Below are 19,134 nucleotides of genomic sequence, written 5' to 3' on the forward strand. Positions count from 1 at the left end.
TATGACCGATCTGTTCTCGCACCCATGGTTTTTGGGCCTGTTCGGAGATGCCGAGACACAAGAGATCTGGTCGGCGGAGCGGTCACTTACCCATATGCTGGCCTTCGAGGCCGCCTATTCGCGCGGGTTGGGTGCAATCGGAAGAATCCCCGCCGAGCAAGCGGACGCTGCTGCCGCATGGATTGAACAGGCCGTGCCCGGAATGGATACCTTGCGCGCTGGCACCATGGCGGATGGGCTGCCTGTACCGGCTCTGGTTCAGGCCCTTAGATCGGATGCAGGCCCATTGGCCCCGGCCATTCACACCGGAACAACATCCCAAGACGTGATGGACACGGCCTTGGCGTTGACCCTGCGCGAGACCAGCAACCTGCTGCAAACGCGCCTGTCGCAGCTGTCGGACATGTTGGGCGATCTGAGTGAACAGTTTAGTGAACGCAAAATCATGGGGCGCACGCGGATGCAAGCAGCCCTGCCCGTCACCGTCGGCCACCGGATCGGAACCTGGCGCAGCCCTTTACATGCCTTTCACCATAGTATCGAAGACATTCGCCCTAAGATCGAGCGCGTTCAGCTAGGCGGCCCTGTTGGCGATGGCCAGACGATTGGGACCGCGCGGCGGGATTTGGCGACCCATATTGCCACCTCTTTGGGGTTGCATGACGTGGATCATGGTTGGCAGACCGACCGCAACGGTTTGGTTGATTATGCCAATCTGTTGTCGCGGATCTCAGGCTCGCTTGGGAAAATCGGGCAGGATATTTGCCTGATGGCCCAACAGGGCGTGGACGAGATCACGCTGTCCGGCGGCGGGACATCTTCGGCCATGCCACATAAACAGAACCCCATTCTGGCCGAACTGCTGGTCACACTGGCCCGGTTTAACGCCACACAGGTGTCCGGGATGCATCACGCATTGGTGCATGAACAGGAACGATCTGGCAGCGCTTGGGCGTTGGAATGGATGATCTTACCGATTATGGCGCAGACCACGGCGCGGTCACTCACTGCGGCGAGCACACTGTGCTCTCAGATCGTTTCTATTGGTGTCGCGCCCGCCTGACGCCGCTCTGCTTGTTGAATTGATCCCTGCACCGCTTGGATTCAACCATCAGAACTATTTGGGGGGGACCTAGCAAAGTTGCGACCGCGCCACTCCATTTTTTCGACAAGCTCATGAAACTATGCTTTGGAAGCGATGGCCTGTGCAAAACATTGGCAACGACCAGACTAAACCTTGAAAGGTTATCCCCCTTTTAATTTGCGCTGATCGCCTGCCCTGACGCATCGAAGAACTGCAGTTTCTCAGGCGCGAAAAGAAGGCCAACCTGCATTCCGGCCTCTATCTGCGTATCCCCGCCAAGGCGAACAGTCACCTTCTCGTCAAATCCGCAGTCGACGATAACAAACATGTCGGCCCCAAGGTATTCGACAACCTCGACCACGCCATCACTATTCCCCGCACCAGATTCAACAACGCTGATATGTTCAGGACGGATACCCAACCGGGTCGCGTCACCTGTTCTGTCGAATAGGCCAATCCCGCCGTTTTCCAGACGAAACCGGTCCCCCGCCACAGAGCAAGGCAACACGTTCATCTTTGGGCTGCCAATGAACTGCGCGACAAAAAGGTTGGCGGGGCGTTCGTACAACTCGCGCGGAGTGCCCACCTGCGCGATCTTGCCGAATTCCAGCACCACGATGCGATCCGCCAGAGTCATCGCTTCGACCTGATCATGGGTTACATAGATCATGGTTCGGTTCAGACTTTGGTGCAGTTTCGCGATCTCATAGCGCATTTCGACCCGCAGAGCGGCATCAAGGTTGGACAAGGGCTCGTCGAACAGGAACGCAGTGGGGTCGCGCACGATCGACCGGCCGATCGCGACACGCTGTCGTTGGCCGCCGGAAAGATCCTTGGGGCGGCGCTCCAGATAAGGATCCAATTTGAGAACCTCGGCAGCCTTTCCCACACGTTCAGCTATTTCAGGTTTCGACACGCCCGCAACTTTCAACGAAAAACCCATGTTTTCGGCCACGGTAAGGTGAGGGTATAGCGCATAGGACTGAAACACCATCGTCAGCCCCCTCTTGGAGGGCGGATGGTCGGTTACGTCATCGCCATTGATCAGAAGCGATCCGCGCGAGATATCCTCGAGCCCACCGATCATCCGCAACAATGTGGACTTGCCGCAACCAGACGGCCCCACGAAAACGACAAACTCACCGTCTTGGATTTCCAGGTCGATGCCCTTGATCACCTGAACTTCGCCGAACCATTTCTCGACGGCTTTAAGCTGGATACTCCCCATCAGTTCTTCCCCGCCCAATGCAGCCAAACCGCAGCCGTCCAAGTGAAAGAATTGCCTCCTGCCGGGCCTCCGGTAAGAGGGTCGAAATACTCGGCAAATCCATGGCCTGCGATCAGCCGGGCTGTTTTCAGACGCAAGGCTTCGGCTTCAACCCCATGGCCCATCTCGGCCAGTCCGAAACCTGTCAGCATGTTCATGAATGCCCATGTCGGGCCGCGCCAGTAGCGGCGTTCGTCAAACTTGGGCATTTGCGGGTCATAGCTTGGAATGGGGTGTGGGACAGTAGTCAGAACCGTCTTGACCCGCTCAAGCATCCGGTCAGAGTCAATGCCCGCATACCAACACAAGTAGCTGGCGTTCGAGACGCTGTCCGCCCATTCACCGGTATGCGCATCGCGCGAATCAAACGCACCAAGCGCGTCATTCCAAAGCGAACGCGCGCCGGTTTCCAGCATGTCCACATCCTCACTGAGCCCTTCCGCCTTTAACCCCAGACCGTTGCTGATAGCCAACAGATCGCGGGCGGCGCGCAAGGTTGTGAAACTCATGGTTGGATCGGCCACACGGAACGGATTCAATGCCAGCAGTTTCTCCTGATCCCAGCCGACCTCGCGCCCGATGTTCACCAGTTTGATGTAACGGTCGTAATCGTATTTCGTCGGTCTGTCCGCGCTGTTCACGTGGCTGGTGTCACGGCGCTGATATTCACCCACATCCGAGGCATCAATCGCCGCCATCGTATTGTCCCAATCAGGGGCGTTGTCCCGCCCGGCCTCCCACGGATGCGTCGTACAAACTGCACCGTGCTCGTCCAGCCGCCATGCCATGATCCAGCGATGCCAGGCCAGCATTTTGGGAAATAGCGCGCGCATCCTCTCTGCCCCAATGGCCGGGTCTATGTCCAAAACCCGCCGGGCCATTGTGGCGGCAAGTGGTGGTTGGATTATGCCTGAAGACGGGATAGGCCCGGTGCCGCCCCAAACATCCGGTCCTGGAAAGTAACCCGGATCGGGCTTGTGAAACAGGATATGCGGAACCATGCCATCCGCCCATTGGCCCGAGAACAGCGTTTCAAGTTCGGTCCAGGCGCGCGTGATGTCGAACTCGGCAAAACCCAGCGCGGCAATCGCGCTGTCCCAGTTCCACTGATAGGGGTAAAGGCCGCTGGTGGGGATGGTATAGCCACCCCGATCATTGGCGATCAGAATGTTGCGGGCTGATTCACTTGGGGTCGTATAGTAGTTCATGTCAGTCATCCTTTGACCGAGCCTGCCGTCAGGCCCTTGGTCATGAAACGTTCAAGCCCCAGAAACAGGGCCATGATCGGAACGGTGGCAATCACCGCACCGGCCATCAGGTGTTGGCGTGGAATCTCCGAGGAATTCAGCATCGTGACACCTCGGGTCAGGGTGAATTTCGACGGGTCATCCAGCAGCATGAAGGCCAGCAGGAACTCGTTCCAGGCGATCATGAAGACGTAAAGCGAGACCGAAGCCAGTGCCGGCAGGCTAAGCGGCAAGGTGATCTTCCAGATCACTGCCAGCCGCGACAGGCCGTCCATCAGACCCGCCTCTTCGACTTCGGTCGGCAGGCCGCGGAAGTAGCCTTGCAGCATGTATAGGGCGACCGGAATCGTCGTGACCGGGTAGATCATAACGATGCCCAGGATCGAGTTGCGCAGACCCGTCAGCGAGAACGCGATGTAGATCGGTAGCGCCAACACGATCATCGGCACCATGTAGATCAGCAGGATTGAGCGCGAGAAGGCCTTTTGGCCTTTGAACCGGAACCGCGCCACTGCGTAGGCACCGGGTACGCTGAAGGCCAGCGTGATGAACACCGTCAGGACCGAGACATAGAAGGATGTCCACAGGTAGGTGCCGAAATTGAAGTCGCGGAACAGCTCGGTATAGCTGCGGAACAACGCACTGCCCTGCGACAGGTCGACCGAGAAATCCAACGGGTTCTGCAAAAGCGCCTGTTGCGATTTCAAGCTGGTCATGACCATGACGTAGAAAGGGATGACAACAATGGCGGTGAAAAAGATATAGCCAAAGCCAGTGCAGAACCGGATCACGGCATCCTCGAATTCGTGCCGTGTGAGTTCCCCAAACGGCGTGTCCCGCAATATCGCGGTAAGCGACAGATGCGTTACGACAGCCATGGCAAAAACGGTCACCAACAACGCCTGCAGGGACGTTTCAGAGCCGATCAGAACGGGACCAAAGCGCGTCAGGGCAGACAGTCCTAGCATGGTCGACAGACCAAGCCGCGCCATAGCGTGTCGTTCGGGGTAACGCACATAGATCAACCCGGCTACAGCGCCCCAAAGAAGGCAGAGCAAAACCTGCGGTCGAAACGCCGCCCCTGTCGAGAAGGACATGGTAATGGCGACGGTGGTCGCAATCACAACCAGCCAGAGCGCGCCCAAGGCTGGACCAGTCAAATAGCCTTTGCGCATCACAGGCCCTCCTCTCGGCTGATGAAACGGAAGAAGACAAAGCTGAAGGCGATCAGGCACATCAGGATCACCACGGCCACCGCCGCCCCTGCCCCGATATTGGAAATCGCAAAGGCCTGTTCATAGACGTTCACGGTCAGCGTACGGGTACCCGCGTTGCCGCCGGTCAGCAGGAAAATGTCGTCGAACTTGTTGAACGTCCAGATAAAGCGCAGTAGGAACAGCACCGACAGGATGCCCAGCAGTTGCGGGATGCTCAGCAGCCAAAACTTCTGAAACGGTGACGCCCCATCCATATCTGCTGCTTCATACATGCTAGAGTCGATGGATTGCATTCGCGCCAGAATGAACAGGAAGGACAACGGAAAATAGCGCCAGATCTCGAACACTGTCACCATGATCAGGGCCAGAGGACGTTCGCCGAAGAAATTGATCGGCTCACTGCTCAGCCCCATTTGCACAAGCAGCGCATTGGCAGAGCCTGAGAACGGATCAAACAGCGTAACCCAAGTAAAGGCCACGGCAATGACCGGGGCCACGTAGGGGAACAGGTAAAGACCCCGTATGATCCCCTGCCCTTTGAAACTTTTGTTCAGCAACAGGGCTGCGAACAATCCCATCACCAGCGCCCCGATCGTGCCGAACACCGTGTAGAACAGCGTGACCCACAAAACGCCCCAGAACTCATCCCCGTCAAAAACGCGGGCGAAGTTTTCGAGGCTGAACTCGAAATTGGTCAGAACGCTTGGGCCACTTCCAGTTATGCTGGGTTCGGACCCTTCGATCAGATCTTCGAAAGTATCCGGGTCGCCCTCCACTGTGACCGGGATGCGAACACGTTCGCGATAGCCACCTTCGAGAGTGCCGAAATCACAGAACAAATCCTGCCCGTCCAGCACGCAAGGGGCCAAGACCTCGCCCGCGGTCACGCCATCCGGCAAAACGTCGGTTAAGGTTACACCGGTGACAGCAATATCCTGACTGGAGTTTCGCACGCGGTATTCAATCCGCAAATCATCACCTGATCCGCGCAAGCTCTCGCGCACAACGGGTGCGGGCGGCCGCAGATCGGACAAGGTGAACGGCTTGAAACTGATCCAGAAGATCGCCAGCAAGGGCAGGATCACGACAAGCGATACGCTGATTACGGTCGGGGAAAGCAACGCCCAGGCCAGACGCGCCTCGCGTTTGGCTAGCGCCCCGGTTCCGGTCGGTGGGGTGGCCGAAGACATAAGGGACCTCAGAGGTTTAGGTGTAGCGGCGCGCACGCCGCTACAATTGCCGGTCAAGCAGGAGTTTACTGGACCTTGGCAAGCTCATCATTCATCGCGGCCACGGCAGCCGCGGCGTCGATTTCATCATCGATATACTGGCGCACAACCCGGTTGATGGCCTGACTGTTGATCATCTTGGAGGCCAGCGAGAGCTGCCCTTCGGCCACTCCCCAACGCTGCGCCACATCCAATCCGCCGACAATCTCATCTATCATCGCCTGATCATAAAGATCACCCAGCGGCGCCTTGCGGTCGACGCCTACAGGCAATTCTGCCCAGGCTTCGGCAAAAGCGGTCGGGTTTTCGGCGTTACCGCGACGAACCGGGAACTTACCCTCGGGCGCGATTGACAAGGTTTGGGTGTACCCGTCATCCATAGCGAATTTCACAAACTCCATCGCCGCGTCCGTGTCGGCGTCATTGGTGATCCCAAAATACCGAACATCGCCCCAAGCTGCCCCATCCGGGTTGGAGGGGCCTGAGAAATTGGTGACAATCCCTGTTTTCGACGCCAAATCGCGCGAGGTCGGATCATCGTTGATTGTTGGCGGCGCGCTGTCGCGCAGACCGGCCAACTCGTCCAGAATGAAGGGCGACCAGATGATCATCGCGGCTTTGCCATCAAAATACAGCTCGCGCGATTGCTTCCAGAACAACTCACCCGGAGGCGACGCTTTTGAAATCGCCTTGTAGAAGTCCAAGACCTCGGTTGTCTTCGCTTCGTCCAGAGGCTGGAACCCATCCGGGCCGACCGGGCTGACGCCATTGGCAAGAAACACGTGCTCCAGCACCTGGCTCATGAAGTTCTCGTCCACCTTGGTTGCGGCAACAAATCCATACATCTCGGGCGGGTTGTGCAGCTTGTCCAGCGCGGCCAAGACATTTGCATAGGAACTGGGCGCCTCAAGTCCGGCCTCGTCAAACAAGTCCTTGCGATAGACAATCATCTGCGTCCAGCCATCCACCGGCACCGACGCGGTTTCGCCATTGAACGCAGCCATCGCCAAAGCACCCGGAGCGAATGTGCCAGCACCCAGTTCTTCGATCACCTCGGTCGCGGCTTCGGTGTCCAGAATACCAGCCTCGGCCCAAGGCAGAGCGTATTGCAAAGTGTGATAGACCACGTCCGGCAGGTCCCCAGCGGCAAATGCGGCAGTAGCGCGCGTTCCCAGATCGCTTTCGGTGACCGGGATTACCTCGACTGTGGTGCCGGTTTCGACTTTGAACTGATCGGCCATCTCTTGTTGCTTGGCCAAACGCTCGGGCTGTTCCTCTGTGGTCCAGAACCGGATCGTGTCCGCTTGCGCCGACAACGCGGTCAACGCAAAGGCGAGCGACGTTCCAAGCAACAGCCGGGACGCTTTGGATTTCAGTCTCATGTTAGATCTCCCCGTTTTTGGTTTGTTAGATATTGTCGTTTCTGCGCCAGTTCTTCTGGCGTCAGTCTTGGCGGGCCGTCCGAACCACCCGTAACAAGGGTGGCATCAACCAGTTCCTGTAATGTCGAGGGGTCCGCCCCTTGGATTTGCTGAATCAACAAGGTTGCCAACCGTTGCCCTGCCTTGCGCGAATCCACCGAGAAGGTTGTCAGCGCCGGGCGGGCGTATTGGCATTCCGGTACGCCGTCATAGCCAATCACCGAAATATCGCGCCCAATTTCGAAACCCTGATCCTGCGCATCCGCGCAGAACCCCAGAGCAGCCAGATCGGTCGCAAACACAATCGCTGTCGGAGGACATTCCAGCGCCATCAGCGCCCGCCCCTGCGACGCACCGTCTTCGCGCGTGCGTGCGCCCTCACGGATTAAATCCGTGTCCAAAGGCAGGCCAGCAGCCTGCATACCCTCGGCATAGCCGTCACGGCGCAGATGTGCGTAGTTGAACTTGGGGTCGCTTCCAACAAAGCCGATACGCGAATGCCCAAATTCGTTCAGCCGCAAAACGGCGTTGCGCATTGCACTTTCCCCCGCAATGTCGAACCACGAGGTTTCGCCCCACTTGTTCGGCTGCCCATAGCCGGTGCGCCCATAAAGGATATGCGGAACGTCGAGGCTACGCAGCAAACCGATGCGCGCATCCTTCACTGCTGTTCGTGGTAGAATGAATCCGTCTGCCTTGCGCTCCTGGTAAAGTCGGCTGAGCACTTTCAGCGTGTCTTTCTCGGATGTGGCCGTAGAGATGGTCATGGTCCAGTCGAGACTGCTCGCCGCTTGGCAGGCTCCGGCCAGAAAGTCCTGCAGGAAGGGATTGTGCTGATCCGGCTCTTCGCTGTTCAGCACCATCGCAATAGCCCGAACCTGCCCGGTTCGGATCGCCTGCGCGTGACTGAGCGGTCGATACCCCAAGGCCCGCGCGGCCTTTTCAACCCGCGCACGCGTAACCGGAGAAATATCGGAGTACCCGTTGAGCGCCCGTGAAACCGTGCTCTTGGACAAGCCAAGATGTGCGGCCAACTCGTCCAGCTTAACTCGGCCGGACACAGTCATCTGGCTGGAATGGTTGATTAGCGGATATGAAAGATTCGTAGTCATTAAGGCTATTTCAATGCACCGAAACCGGTTTCGGCAACAAAAAAGTTAAAAAAAGTGCAAACTGTCTATTTTTTGGAAGTTTTGAGGATTGTCTTGGCAATTCTTGCAGCGCACGAGAGACCAGTACACTTGTAAGCAATCACATCCACTAACGAACCATCAAAAGTAGTGTGCTTGTTAGCGCTAAAACCAATACGGCCTTTGAAGACTTGAGGCCACACTAATTCTCTGCCCAGTTCAGGCATTATTCAAACGCGCGAACAAGGTGGTAGTGCCACTATCAAACATGTTTTAGAAAGTGGGACACTTTACAAATATCCAGTAGCTTCGCGCTTGCTTTGTTAAAGTATCTTCTTTGAAGCTACCCGACAGAAATGCCTACCTTCACGGCAAGATCCGAAATACCCAGTAGGACTTCGATAAGTATCACCAGAATCTGTTACAGACTTTTGGCTATTGACGGCGTCAGATACCGCAGATGAATGACTTTCGGTAAAACCAGCCGAAGGCCAGTTCTTGGATTTCTTCAAAGGTACGCAGAATCCAAAAGGGCGTGATCCTTTTTGCGGTAGTTTTCTATATCCGGTACGGAATTTCTTGCCAGGATCTGGAAGAAGTCATGGCCTGCTGCGGTATCTCAATTGTCCACAACACGGCAAACTGATTGGTTGCTCGGTACTTTGGCGAATTCGCCAGGACAGTTCCGTGGCTCAAAGCTTGGCAACAATACCAGCGAAAACGGGTTTGTTTTGGAGTCATAGGTCTCTTTTAAACCAGCAAGTCAGTAATAGTCGCTTCGCGCTATGCGCTCATTATCCTACCTTTTTGCGTATTACCTTTCAACACACCAAACGAAAAGTTTTCGTCGCGCATCCCAATTCTTCCCAGTAAGCTACAATTGGAATTTTGATCAGCCAACGTTGTGCAATTACATATATTCTCAAAGGTAGGAGAAACTTCCTTTCTAAGGATATGCGGGTGATGAACAAATTGTGGCTCTAATGCCGTGCGAGCGTCGAATTGCTCAATATAGTACTGCAAAACACTATTGAGATACCAAAGATCCTATTACGCATCTTTCGAAACCGGCATGAACGCTTCAGGCTCAAGATCTTCCCAAAACTCAAAAATCTTAGAGGCATTCAACCCGGACCGCCAACCATGTGTCCGGAAGTGCTCTCGATCAAGTTCATTTTCCAACCCTGCCATGAACAGACGCTTATCAGCATCTCTTTGCGTAGGGTTTCGCCGCGAAACCAACTTCTCAACAATAGCGAACATACGTGAACGTTCCGAACGCTCGGCAGCTCTTTTTGCGTATGCCTGATCCTCCTCATACTTTTCCAGGCGCCGCAGCCGAGCAGCCTCTTTGGCTTCGGGCGAAGGTTCAACGTCGTTCTCAGGTGAGTTTGATTGGTAATCGTCCCGTAGAGCCGCTGAAAGATACCCCAACGCAGATTTCACACTCCCCTGCCCGCTTACATATTCGAGTTTCTGCTGTACGTAGTCTTCACCGTGCTCCGCGATCCACTGACGAGCTAACCGGTCAGACACGCCTTGCTTTAGCAACTTCTTATAAACCGGCAAATTTCGAACCCCATCACTGTCGTCAATTTGGAACATTGCCTTTTGGGGGTTACCTTTAATCCTGAACCTAATATCGGTGACTGTACGACCTTTCTTTTGAAAATCCGCCTCAACCAGAATATCCGAGCTCTTGTTTACCTCTGCCACAGCCGGCTTGATAATCTTTGCGTTCAGATGCTTGAAACTACTGTAGTAGTCGCTTCCATCAACGCCCATCAACTTCCTAAAAACATCCAACGACCACCATCCAGTCGAACCGGTTCTGACAAACCTGTAACAGTTTTCATAAAGCGCCAGTCCATGACCAGAACTGAAGTTCTTCTGAATTTGCACGTTAATCAAAGCGTAAATCTTGGGGTCGTAGAGTTTTTGAGCCAGGGCTGGTGAATAGGCATATTCACAGACACCGCCCTTCAGCCTTGCAAAACTTAAAAGAGACGAAACTCCCCACTCTTGACGGCCCTTTTCATCAAGCATGTCCCACTCGGCTACAGTTTCAGCCAAAGCTCGAAGGCTTGATCGCAATGTATCAAAATCGTTTGAGTTGTACCCAACCATCATCGCTAGTGTTCGCGCATCAATTGTATGGGTTGTCGCAGACGTCAATGCATCATAGGCGTTGAGCAAAAGTACATTCGACAACTTACGCTGCAATAGCGTCAACTTACCGCTGATGTGTATAGCAGCGACGTTCTTTTTGACTGCTTCACGGCGCAACGCACCCGAGAGACGGTCGAGGTTCAATTTCGTTTCTGGCATGATTCTGCCTGACTGCTCTTTATTGTGACATTTGACACGAAAGGTACCTTCGGAGCAAACAATTTTGGGTGCCTAAATACGGGATGACCCTTATCCTGCAGACGGGTACCCAAAGACATTGCATCCGAACTTATCCACAGAAACCTCTGTATATTGACCACACCTCCGTAACCACGAGCCAGCGCCGATACATTTTTTTGCTTTTCTCAGAGCCTAAAAGGCGGGTTTCCGCATATCCTGCGAATCGGGCCCTTTCCCACCGAATTCTGTTACCAATCGACCTGCATACGGGTACCTTTGATACCGAAGATTGGTCCCTTAACAACCGTAACTAGGTACCCAATACGCAGTATATTATTGTTTTACAAAGGTTTTCTAATGGCAAAGATTCTAAATATCTAAAATTAAATAAACGATTTGTTGCGTTGTTCTATTCGTTTTTTATCCAGAACAGACCTCCAAGGCGCTCTATCCATGTTTTTTGTGGAAAACCCCGACTCACAGGATAGCGCCTACGTAAAATGTTCGCTAAGTTCGGCGATATACGCTCTAATAGCGAACATACTGTGAGGCACACACAATGAGCAAACCGACGCAACCTCCCCTGCCCCCCTACTTTAACCTAGATCCAGAGCAAGCGGCAGGGAAACTTCCAGACCCTATTGGAACCACGCGGTTTGCCAAGGCGGCAACATTTTGCGCTAAGGGGAGGGAAGATCTGGCACTAAGAGGTTACGCTCCAGACGGAGAAAAACGCCTTCGCCGTTTTTCTATTTGGGAAATAACAAAGTACCTAATTCCGGTAGCTCCTGCTCATTTAAGACGTGTATTGAAGGCCAATCCGGAACTTCCGCAAGGAGAAGGTGAGGCCGGCTCCAAATGGTTTACTCTTGAAGAAGTTATAAGTCTCAGAAAACACTTTGCGGCAGGCGGAGTTAGTACGAAAGAATACCTGCCTTATCGTCCGGAAGGATTGCCTGCGAAAGTTGTGGCTGTCGCAAATTTCAAAGGAGGCGTTGGTAAAACGTCTACCGCCGCGCATTTGGCAATGTCCGCTGCCTTAGACGGCTACAAGGTGCTGGTTGTTGACTTGGACAGTCAAGGATCCATGACCTCTATCTTGGGCGGACGCGTGGCAGATGAGTGGCAAACAGTTTTCCCTTTGATAGCAAAAGATTACGCGCGTGCGGTACAGGAAGAGAATCGTGTGCGAAGCGCTGCAGGACAGCCAGAAATAGCCTTGGATGAAACTCTAGAAGAGGCGATGAAAACCTCGCCAAAAGACGTAATTCAAAAAACACATTGGCCAAACATTGACCTTATAGGAGCGCAGTTGAACCTCTACTGGGCCGAGTTTCAGATACCTGTGTGGCGAATGGGACTTCGGAGTTGGCCGTTGTGGGATGGGTTGACAAATTTCTTAGAGGATGAGGGGGTTCTGAATGACTACGATATTGTCTTTCTCGATACCCCTCCTGCACTTGGGTACCTTACAATCAACGCTCTTGCAGCCGCTGACATTCTTTTGGTGCCGTTGGGGGCCTCGTTCCTTGAATTTGATTCAACGGGCAGATTCTTCGATATGCTCTACACGACTTTCGCCAGTATAGAGGACGGAGAGAATGCAGCCTTGAGGGCCGCAGGCCTACCGGAACTGAAATTTGAGTGGGACGTTGTTCGGGCCATCATAACCAGGTTTGACGCCAGCCAGCAAACAGACATGGCGAATGTCATCCAAGCTTATTTTGGTGACTTTATGAATGCTTACCGGCAGGATTTTACTGCGCTTGTCGGGCAGGCGGGCGAGCAAGTTAACGGCATCTATGAAGCGGATTACAGAGACTTCAACCGGGAAACCTACGTCAGAGGGCGGGAAACGTTTGATCGCACATACGCAGAATTCAAAGAAGTCCTGATCGGTTGCTGGTGGCGCGACGCAAATATGGGAGGTGAGAGCAATGGCTAAACGCAGAAGACTTTCGGTGCCGGACACTAAGGAGCTCAAGGAGATCGAGGAAGGTTTCGCCGCGAAACCATCGTTGAACCCATTTGAGGGTTCGGGCGTCACGCCCCCAATAGCGCAAGTTGCTGCAGAAGCTGCCATGCTAAACGGTATGACGTCCGTCACTGATCGGGCTGCTTTGGCGAAAGATCAAGGCGACGCGTCCAAATGGCGCGCAGCACAGGACGCCGGATTGGTCGCTGAAAAGCTGCCCATCGAAGCGATTGATCCTGACTTCATTCGTCGCGACCGTATGGTCGAGGACGAAGAGGCGATGGCCGAGTTGCTAGAATCGCTTCGGGAAAACGGATTGAGAACGCCAATTGAGGTGACGCAAAGCGGCGAAGGCTATGGGCTGATTTCCGGCTTTCGACGACTGGTGGCCTTCCGTCGTCTATCTCAAACGGATCAGCGGTTTGCCAAAATCCCGGCATTTGTGCGCCAAGCTGGAACTGGGCAGGGAGCCTACGTTTCGATGGTCGAAGAGAATGAACTGAGAGCAAATCTTAGCCCATACGAACGAGGTCGCATTGCCGTATTAGCTGCGGGGCAGGGGGTTTTTTCCTCGACCGAGGAGGCGGTGGATGTTTTGTTTGCAGCAGCTTCTAAGGCCAAGCGCTCGAAAGTCAGAAGTTTTGCGCTCGTGCATGAGGCATTGGGGGACGTTTTGAGATATCCCATTGATTTAACAGAGAAAATAGGATTATCTCTTGCGGCTGCTTTGCGTTCGGGTGCTCAGCTGGAGCTTCGGAATGCCCTAGTCGCTTCTGAGCCGAGTGATGCGAAGTCAGAATGGGCTGTTCTAACCGCAGCACTAAAATCATTGAACCAACCCGGCAAAAACAAGTCTCGGGGAGGTAGACCTCAGCAAGTGCAAAAACTGACTTCTGTCGCGTTGTCCGGTGGAGGCAACGTGGTCGGCGAATTGTCGGCCAACGAAGTGCGTATCCGTATTCAGATTGAAGACGTTTCAGTCGAGGAAGCTCAGGCGTTGCTTGAAAAGATTGCTAGCAGTCTGACCTAGGTCACGTTCCATTCTGTAAGCCTCGGGTTCGAAGGTTGGCTGTGCTCTGTCTTCGTTGAGAGAGAAAAGAGCGCAGCTACTTCAACTGGTATGAAATGATCAGATCTTAGCTGCTCTGCAAAGCTGGGCGTGAAGTGTCAACGTTTAAGTGGCGAAGAGATTTGCAGGTACGCTGGCCGTCTTCCGAGAAAAAAGTTTTCGAATAGCAATGCCGGAAATACCAAGACCGGAAGCTAAATGGTCCTGCGGTTTGATCGGAGTTGCTCGGAATTCTACGATCCATGTCTGTTGTCTGAGTCACAAGCAACAGCCGTACTACGGACCATGAAGTGTACCTGCCGAGGTAGAAAGCAGAGCTATTGATTACTGCGCGCATTTCAGAAGACAGAAAAAGTTAACAAGACAAGGTTGCTAATTGTGGTGAACCAAAAGACAGCTAGGGTTAAAGAGCCTAACATCGCCATACACTTGTAATATGACCTCAAAGCAGTGCGCAAAAACTTTAAAAAATGGGCATTAAAGGCAATGCTCTGTTAAAAAAATGTGTCGAAGACTTCTTTGAGGACTAACGTCAGCGACATGATTTGCAACAAATCTCCAGAAACGCTTAGCTTTGCAGAACCCACACCACATTGCCTTCGGCATCATAGGTGATCGGAAGCTTAGTGGCGCCGATGAACCCGTCGGAAACGTCCTCGAAAGAATGACGATTGCTGATCCAGCTGTTCATAGGCGGCAGCATTGGCAGCTTTGGTATGAGTGCTGGCCGGACTGGCATCCGCCTTCCATGCGGTCACGACAATGTGGGCTAACGTTGAGTGCAATGTTTCATCAAGGCCGCTTTACTTGGCGGTCTGCGCGATTGGGCTCAGGTCCAACGTGTCGATACGGCGGAACAGGATGACGGCAGGCCGGGCGATCGGATGCATGGTCAGCGACACCGCCAGCGCCAGTTCCTCACGGGTCAGTTCCGAGATGACGCGCGAGCTGACCCGCCCGGGTGAATTGCCAGCAGCATGGTCCCTGCGGCCAGTATGGGTGCAGGTCAAAGGTCAGCGTGACAAAAAAAGCCTTGATGAACTGCCCGGTGACTTAACAGAACACGCTGGTCATTAGCGTTCTGCCGGCAAGAAACACTCGGGCAAAATCGACGATTGTCAGACTCAGGATCAATCAAAACATGATAAAGGCCTGCGCAAGCGACAAGATCATCTGAATCGCTAGTTACGTTTTTCCCTCCCGATGGCGCCTGTTGTTCCGGGCCTCCCCGCCCGTCAGGCTATGAATTCGACCTTGAATGCGTAATTGCCCAGCCTACGGGCCAGGTCATCCTGACTGGTGCCCGCTTTTAGCCGCGCGACGATCCCGCGCTGGCTGTCGGGTGCGACTTCAAGGCTGTCGATCGTGGCCTCCACCGCCTCGGCCTCGGCGCGGATGGTGAGCTCGATCTCGAGCATGTTGAGCGTGGGTTTGTGGATTTTTCCGATGGCCGTCAGCGGCAGTTCATCCAGACGGACGAACGCCTTGGGCAGCGCGGCCCGTTCCGGGATATTATCCTGCGCGTATGCGGCCAGATCCTGCGGAGGTACGTCGCGGCCCGTTTTGGATTGATAATACAGCACGGGCAGCTCGCCGGCCTTTTCGTCGGGGCGGCCGATGGCAGCCGCCAGAACGATATCGGGATGGGCGTGCATCGCCTCTTCGATCATCTTAGGGTCGATGTTGTGGCCACCGCGAATGATCAGCTCTTTCTTGCGGCCGGTCATCCAGAAATAGCCATCCGCATCCTGCCGCGCCAGATCACCCGAGTTGAACCAGCGCTCGCCGTCGATATCGAAAAAGATGCCCCGGTTCTGACTGTCGATCATGTAGCCTTCGAACACGTTGCGCCCCGCGATCATGATCACGCCGACCTCGTCCGTATCAGCCCAGCGGTCAAATTCGTCATTGGCGTTCAGCACGGCACAGCGCATCTTTTGATAGGGCAGGCGCAGGCCGATGGACCCGATCCGGGTGCCGCCATCGGGGTCGCGGGGGTTCAGAGAAGAGGCCACCGCGCCTTCGGTCATGCCGTACCCTTCGACAATGGGAATGCCGGTGGTGCTGACGAAGCGGTTGAACAGCTCAACGGGCATGGGTGCTGCGCCGCAGGCGGCGAATTTGATCGAAGACAGATCGGCCCCGTCAATCGGCACATCCAGCAATGCGGAATAGACTGTCGGCACACCCGAGAAGGTCACGATTTTGTATCGCTCGGCGATCTTCCAGAAATTTGGGATCACGCCCTGGCCGCGATAGCCATGCGGGGTGGCCAGAACGATATGGCCGCCTTTCAGCAGAACCAGCAGGCCGGTCACCAGAATGGCGTTGGAATGAAACAGCGGCAGCCCGCACAGCGCGGCTGACCCCGGTTCGAACGTGTTTGGGTTGAACTGGCTGATGGACCAGACGTCAAACACCTCGGAGGCATGGCTGCGCCGCGCGATCTTGGGCAGGCCGGTGGTGCCGCCGGTACACAGCATAGTCGATATATCCGACGGTTTGGGCGGATCGAACTCCAGCGCATCGGCCCGCGCGCCCCGGATCATGGTGGCAAACCGCGTCACCGGAAGCGTGCGTCCACCGACATTCAGCGACGATTTGCGGGTTTTGCTGACCAGCCGCAACGCCGTGCCCACTGCGCCATCCATCCAGTCAAAGACGGAGCAGGTCACGATCTGGCGCAGGCTGGGCACCGATGCTGCCGCCGCCTGACATTTTTGCCAGATGTCCGTCTTTGGCGTTTTCTCAAGCGTCACCAAAATCTTGGCATTTGCCGCACGCAGCAAGTCGGCAATTTGGTCGGCCTCAAGCAGCGGGTTGATGGCCAGAACCTGCCCCGCTGCCGATCCACCCCAGATGGTGAAATGGGTCTCGGGCAGGTTGGGCAGCACATAGGCCACCACATTCTCGCGCCCGATCCCCAGCCGTCGCAGCGCGTTGGCGGTCTGGGTCACTTTGGCAAACAACTCTCGATGGCTGAGCGTGCGGGGCCGGTCATAGGCCTTCACCGTCACGAAAAAGCTGAGCGCGGGATAGTCGGGGTTGAGCGACGTTCCCTGCCGCAGCGCCTCGTAGGTTGTGCCCGGGATATCCCGGTCGGCAAGCGGGGTGGCCTCGAACGCTTGGATATCCGTATGGGCGGTGATACCGTCTTTGAGGTGGGTCATGACGTTCATCTGGTGTGGTGATCCTGGGAAAAGGCGAAGTGTGGCGGCTCAGTCGATCTTGCGTCTGCGGAACCGCCAGGACTGCATCTTCATCAGGCCCCGGAAATTCGGGTTGCCCCAGGGCGGCCCCACCAATGAGGTAGAGTTGAACTTGCACTTGCGCACGATGCCCTTGGCTTTGGAAAAGGTTCTGAACCCTTCCTCTCCGTGATAGTGCCCCATGCCCGATGGCCCGATACCGCCAAACGGAATGTCATCGACCCCCACATGCGAGACGGTGTCATTGATACAGGCGCCGCCCGAATGGGTGCGGTCCAGAACCTGATCGGCGCGGGCCGTGTCCCAGTCAAAGTAATACAGCGCCAGCGGGCGCGGGCGGGCGTTGACATAGGCGATTGCGTCGTCAAGCTGGTTATAGGGGATGACGGGCAGGATCGGGCCAAAGATCTCCTCCTGCATGACCAGCATGTCATCCGAGGCGTTCAGAACCAGCGTCACCGGCATCTTGCGGGTGTCGTCAAAGCTCTCGGCTTTGGGGTTGATCTCGATGATCTCGGCCCCTTTGTCGGCGGCGTCCTTCAGATACCCCTCAAGCCGGACCTTCTGCCGGTCCGAAATGATGGCGGTATAGTCCTTGTTGTCGCGCAGCTTTGGATAGGCTTTGGTCATCGCGTCGGAAAAGGCGCTGGCAAAGGCGTTGACCTTGTCACGCGGGCACAGGGCATAATCGGGAGAGACGCAGATTTGCCCCGCATTGAACCCTTTGCCGAACCCGATCCGCCGCGCGGCCTCATCCATTGGAAAATCCTGATGGATGATGGCCGGGGATTTGCCCCCCAGCTCCAGCGTGACCGGGGTCAGGTTTTCGGCCGCCGCGCGCATGACGATCTTGCCGACCTGGGTTGATCCGGTGAACACCAGATGATCGAACGGCAATTGGGTAAAGGCGGTGGCGACCTGGGCATCGCCGGTGATCACGGTGACTTCGGTTGTGCCAAATGTCTCGGCTATTATCTGGCGCAGCAGATCGCCCGAGGCCGGGGCAAATTCAGACGCTTTGATCATCGCCCGGTTGCCCGCCGCCAGCGCCCCAATCAACGGTGAGACCCCAAGGAAAAACGGAAAGTTCCAGGGCACCACGATGCCAACAACACCAACGGGCTGGTAGCGTACCTCGACCCGTCCGGGCCGGATGGTCATGGGCGCATGCCGCTTTTGCGGGCGCATCAGCTTGCGCAGTCGTTTGCGGTAATAGGCGATCCCGTCCAGCAAGGGCATGATCTCGGCCAGTTGCGTTTCCGCCGCCGCCCGGTTCGAGAAATCCTTGTTCGCCGCTGCGATGATCCGCGCGCGGTTGTCCAGCAAGGCGTTGTGCAGCTTGTCCAGCCACCGGACACGTGTGGCGCGGTCCGGCAACGGATCTGCCAGCGCGGCCTGTTTTTGCGCCAGCAGCAGGCTCTCAAGATCCGGGGCTTCGGCACGAAAGGGGGTCAGATGAGGTGCGGACATTTTGTGTATCCTTTCGGTCAAATGGGGGGCAGGGCGTCAGGCGGCGTCAGTTATGCCCATGGCGGCATGGATGGCTTTCTTGCGTTCCAGCCAGTCGCCTTCTTCGCCGGGGGCAGGCATGGTCATGGCACCTTCGACGACCCAATTGAATTCCACCCCGATCAGCTTGACCAGCACCGTTGCTGGGTCCAGCTTGGCAACCTGCGCGACCTGCGTGTGCAGATTTCGGTTCAATTGTTCATAGAGATCATCGCCGCGATTTCCGCCAATCCGTACATTGCCGTTCAGGCCCAGAAACGCCCCCCGGCGCATGCGGTAACCTGTCATGAAGATGACATTCACAAATTCCGGGGGTGCGCCGGTCAGCCCGCAATGCACATCGGTGATGGTCTGGGCGATGTCAAAGCGCATCTGTTCGGGCAAGGGCTTGCGGGTAGCGATGGTATATAGCGGCATCAGTGCGCTCC

General features: G+C 55.5%; 15 protein-coding genes. 3 read left to right on the forward strand and 12 right to left on the reverse strand.

Features of this window, described 5'->3' with window-relative positions; translation table 11 throughout:
* Position 1 precedes the first annotated feature (1 nt).
* Positions 2–1,063 carry a 3-carboxy-cis,cis-muconate cycloisomerase gene (locus AC2FNR_RS03635; protein WP_496848044.1) on the forward strand — a complete coding sequence of 354 codons (1,062 nt, stop codon included), beginning with the start codon at positions 2–4 and terminating at the stop codon, positions 1,061–1,063.
* Positions 1,064–1,256: 193 nt separating this feature from the next.
* Here the strand turns inward: AC2FNR_RS03635 and AC2FNR_RS03640 are convergent, their stop codons facing one another.
* The 7 genes from AC2FNR_RS03640 to AC2FNR_RS03670 all read right to left on the reverse strand — a co-directional run bounded on the left by AC2FNR_RS03640 (position 1,257) and on the right by AC2FNR_RS03670 (position 10,923).
* Positions 1,257–2,312, reverse strand: a complete 1,056-nt coding sequence (locus AC2FNR_RS03640; protein ID WP_496848046.1) for an ABC transporter ATP-binding protein — start codon at positions 2,310–2,312, stop codon at positions 1,257–1,259.
* Positions 2,312–3,559 carry an MGH1-like glycoside hydrolase domain-containing protein gene (locus tag AC2FNR_RS03645; protein WP_496848047.1) on the reverse strand — a complete coding sequence of 416 codons (1,248 nt, stop codon included), beginning with the start codon at positions 3,557–3,559 and terminating at the stop codon, positions 2,312–2,314. Before AC2FNR_RS03645 ends, AC2FNR_RS03640 begins: the two co-directional genes overlap by 1 nt.
* A gap of 5 nt (positions 3,560–3,564) precedes the next feature.
* On the reverse strand, positions 3,565–4,773 hold the full coding sequence (locus tag AC2FNR_RS03650) for a carbohydrate ABC transporter permease (protein WP_496848049.1): 1,209 nt from the start codon (positions 4,771–4,773) through the stop codon (positions 3,565–3,567).
* A complete protein-coding gene (locus AC2FNR_RS03655) occupies positions 4,773–6,005 on the reverse strand; it encodes a carbohydrate ABC transporter permease (RefSeq protein ID WP_496848051.1) in 1,233 nt (410 codons plus the stop codon). Before AC2FNR_RS03655 ends, AC2FNR_RS03650 begins: the two co-directional genes overlap by 1 nt.
* Before the next feature lie 65 nt (positions 6,006–6,070).
* Positions 6,071–7,426 (reverse strand): ABC transporter substrate-binding protein, encoded by a 1,356-nt coding sequence (locus AC2FNR_RS03660; protein ID WP_480868507.1) that lies wholly within the window; start codon positions 7,424–7,426, stop codon positions 6,071–6,073.
* Positions 7,423–8,577 carry a LacI family DNA-binding transcriptional regulator gene (locus tag AC2FNR_RS03665; RefSeq protein WP_496848052.1) on the reverse strand — a complete coding sequence of 385 codons (1,155 nt, stop codon included), beginning with the start codon at positions 8,575–8,577 and terminating at the stop codon, positions 7,423–7,425. The genes AC2FNR_RS03660 and AC2FNR_RS03665 overlap by 4 nt, the downstream gene beginning before the upstream one ends.
* Positions 8,578–9,645: 1,068 nt before the next feature.
* On the reverse strand, positions 9,646–10,923 hold the full coding sequence (locus tag AC2FNR_RS03670; protein ID WP_496848053.1) for a replication initiation protein: 1,278 nt from the start codon (positions 10,921–10,923) through the stop codon (positions 9,646–9,648).
* A gap of 580 nt (positions 10,924–11,503) precedes the next feature.
* On the opposite strand from AC2FNR_RS03670, the gene AC2FNR_RS03675 reads away from it, so the two are divergent.
* Both AC2FNR_RS03675 and AC2FNR_RS03680 read left to right on the forward strand, forming a co-directional pair.
* Complete coding sequence (locus tag AC2FNR_RS03675) at positions 11,504–12,889, forward strand: AAA family ATPase (protein ID WP_170754356.1); 1,386 nt, start codon at positions 11,504–11,506, stop codon at positions 12,887–12,889.
* Between the two features lie 229 nt (positions 12,890–13,118).
* The gene (locus AC2FNR_RS03680) at positions 13,119–13,949 is read left to right on the forward strand and encodes a ParB/RepB/Spo0J family partition protein (RefSeq protein ID WP_496848055.1); all 831 of its coding nucleotides are present in this window, start codon (positions 13,119–13,121) and stop codon (positions 13,947–13,949) included.
* A gap of 607 nt (positions 13,950–14,556) precedes the next feature.
* Here the strand turns inward: AC2FNR_RS03680 and AC2FNR_RS03685 are convergent.
* The 5 genes from AC2FNR_RS03685 to AC2FNR_RS03705 all read right to left on the reverse strand — a co-directional run bounded on the left by AC2FNR_RS03685 (position 14,557) and on the right by AC2FNR_RS03705 (position 19,123).
* A complete protein-coding gene (locus tag AC2FNR_RS03685) occupies positions 14,557–14,679 on the reverse strand; it encodes a hypothetical protein (RefSeq protein WP_496848057.1) in 123 nt (40 codons plus the stop codon).
* A 112-nt stretch (positions 14,680–14,791) separates the two neighbouring features.
* On the reverse strand, positions 14,792–14,998 hold the full coding sequence (locus AC2FNR_RS03690; protein WP_170355252.1) for a hypothetical protein: 207 nt from the start codon (positions 14,996–14,998) through the stop codon (positions 14,792–14,794).
* 225 nt (positions 14,999–15,223) lie between these two features.
* Positions 15,224–17,158, reverse strand: a complete 1,935-nt coding sequence (locus AC2FNR_RS03695; RefSeq protein ID WP_496848058.1) for an acyl-CoA synthetase — start codon at positions 17,156–17,158, stop codon at positions 15,224–15,226.
* Between the two features lie 48 nt (positions 17,159–17,206).
* The gene (locus tag AC2FNR_RS03700; protein ID WP_496848060.1) at positions 17,207–18,667 is read right to left on the reverse strand and encodes a coniferyl aldehyde dehydrogenase; all 1,461 of its coding nucleotides are present in this window, start codon (positions 18,665–18,667) and stop codon (positions 17,207–17,209) included.
* A gap of 36 nt (positions 18,668–18,703) precedes the next feature.
* Positions 18,704–19,123: a hypothetical protein gene (locus tag AC2FNR_RS03705; protein WP_496848061.1), complete on the reverse strand. Its 420-nt coding sequence runs from the start codon at positions 19,121–19,123 to the stop codon at positions 18,704–18,706.
* Between the last annotated feature and the right edge of the window lie 11 nt (positions 19,124–19,134).

The organism is Ruegeria sp. SATB045 (assembly GCF_059613525.1).

Excerpts from the sequence above, each read along its gene's own strand:
- AC2FNR_RS03635 (WP_496848044.1), top strand. The coding sequence starts at position 2 with ATGACCGATCTGTTCTCGCACCCATGGTTTTTGGGCCTGTTCGGAGAT.
- AC2FNR_RS03640 (WP_496848046.1), bottom strand. The coding sequence starts at position 2,312 with ATGGGGAGTATCCAGCTTAAAGCCGTCGAGAAATGGTTCGGCGAAGTT.
- AC2FNR_RS03645 (WP_496848047.1), bottom strand. The coding sequence starts at position 3,559 with ATGAACTACTATACGACCCCAAGTGAATCAGCCCGCAACATTCTGATC.
- AC2FNR_RS03650 (WP_496848049.1), bottom strand. The coding sequence starts at position 4,773 with ATGCGCAAAGGCTATTTGACTGGTCCAGCCTTGGGCGCGCTCTGGCTG.
- AC2FNR_RS03655 (WP_496848051.1), bottom strand. The coding sequence starts at position 6,005 with ATGTCTTCGGCCACCCCACCGACCGGAACCGGGGCGCTAGCCAAACGC.
- AC2FNR_RS03660 (WP_480868507.1), bottom strand. The coding sequence starts at position 7,426 with ATGAGACTGAAATCCAAAGCGTCCCGGCTGTTGCTTGGAACGTCGCTC.
- AC2FNR_RS03665 (WP_496848052.1), bottom strand. The coding sequence starts at position 8,577 with ATGACTACGAATCTTTCATATCCGCTAATCAACCATTCCAGCCAGATG.
- AC2FNR_RS03670 (WP_496848053.1), bottom strand. The coding sequence starts at position 10,923 with ATGCCAGAAACGAAATTGAACCTCGACCGTCTCTCGGGTGCGTTGCGC.
- AC2FNR_RS03675 (WP_170754356.1), top strand. The coding sequence starts at position 11,504 with ATGAGCAAACCGACGCAACCTCCCCTGCCCCCCTACTTTAACCTAGAT.
- AC2FNR_RS03685 (WP_496848057.1), bottom strand. The coding sequence starts at position 14,679 with ATGAACAGCTGGATCAGCAATCGTCATTCTTTCGAGGACGTTTCCGAC.
- AC2FNR_RS03695 (WP_496848058.1), bottom strand. The coding sequence starts at position 17,158 with ATGACCCACCTCAAAGACGGTATCACCGCCCATACGGATATCCAAGCG.
- AC2FNR_RS03700 (WP_496848060.1), bottom strand. The coding sequence starts at position 18,667 with ATGTCCGCACCTCATCTGACCCCCTTTCGTGCCGAAGCCCCGGATCTT.
- AC2FNR_RS03705 (WP_496848061.1), bottom strand. The coding sequence starts at position 19,123 with ATGCCGCTATATACCATCGCTACCCGCAAGCCCTTGCCCGAACAGATG.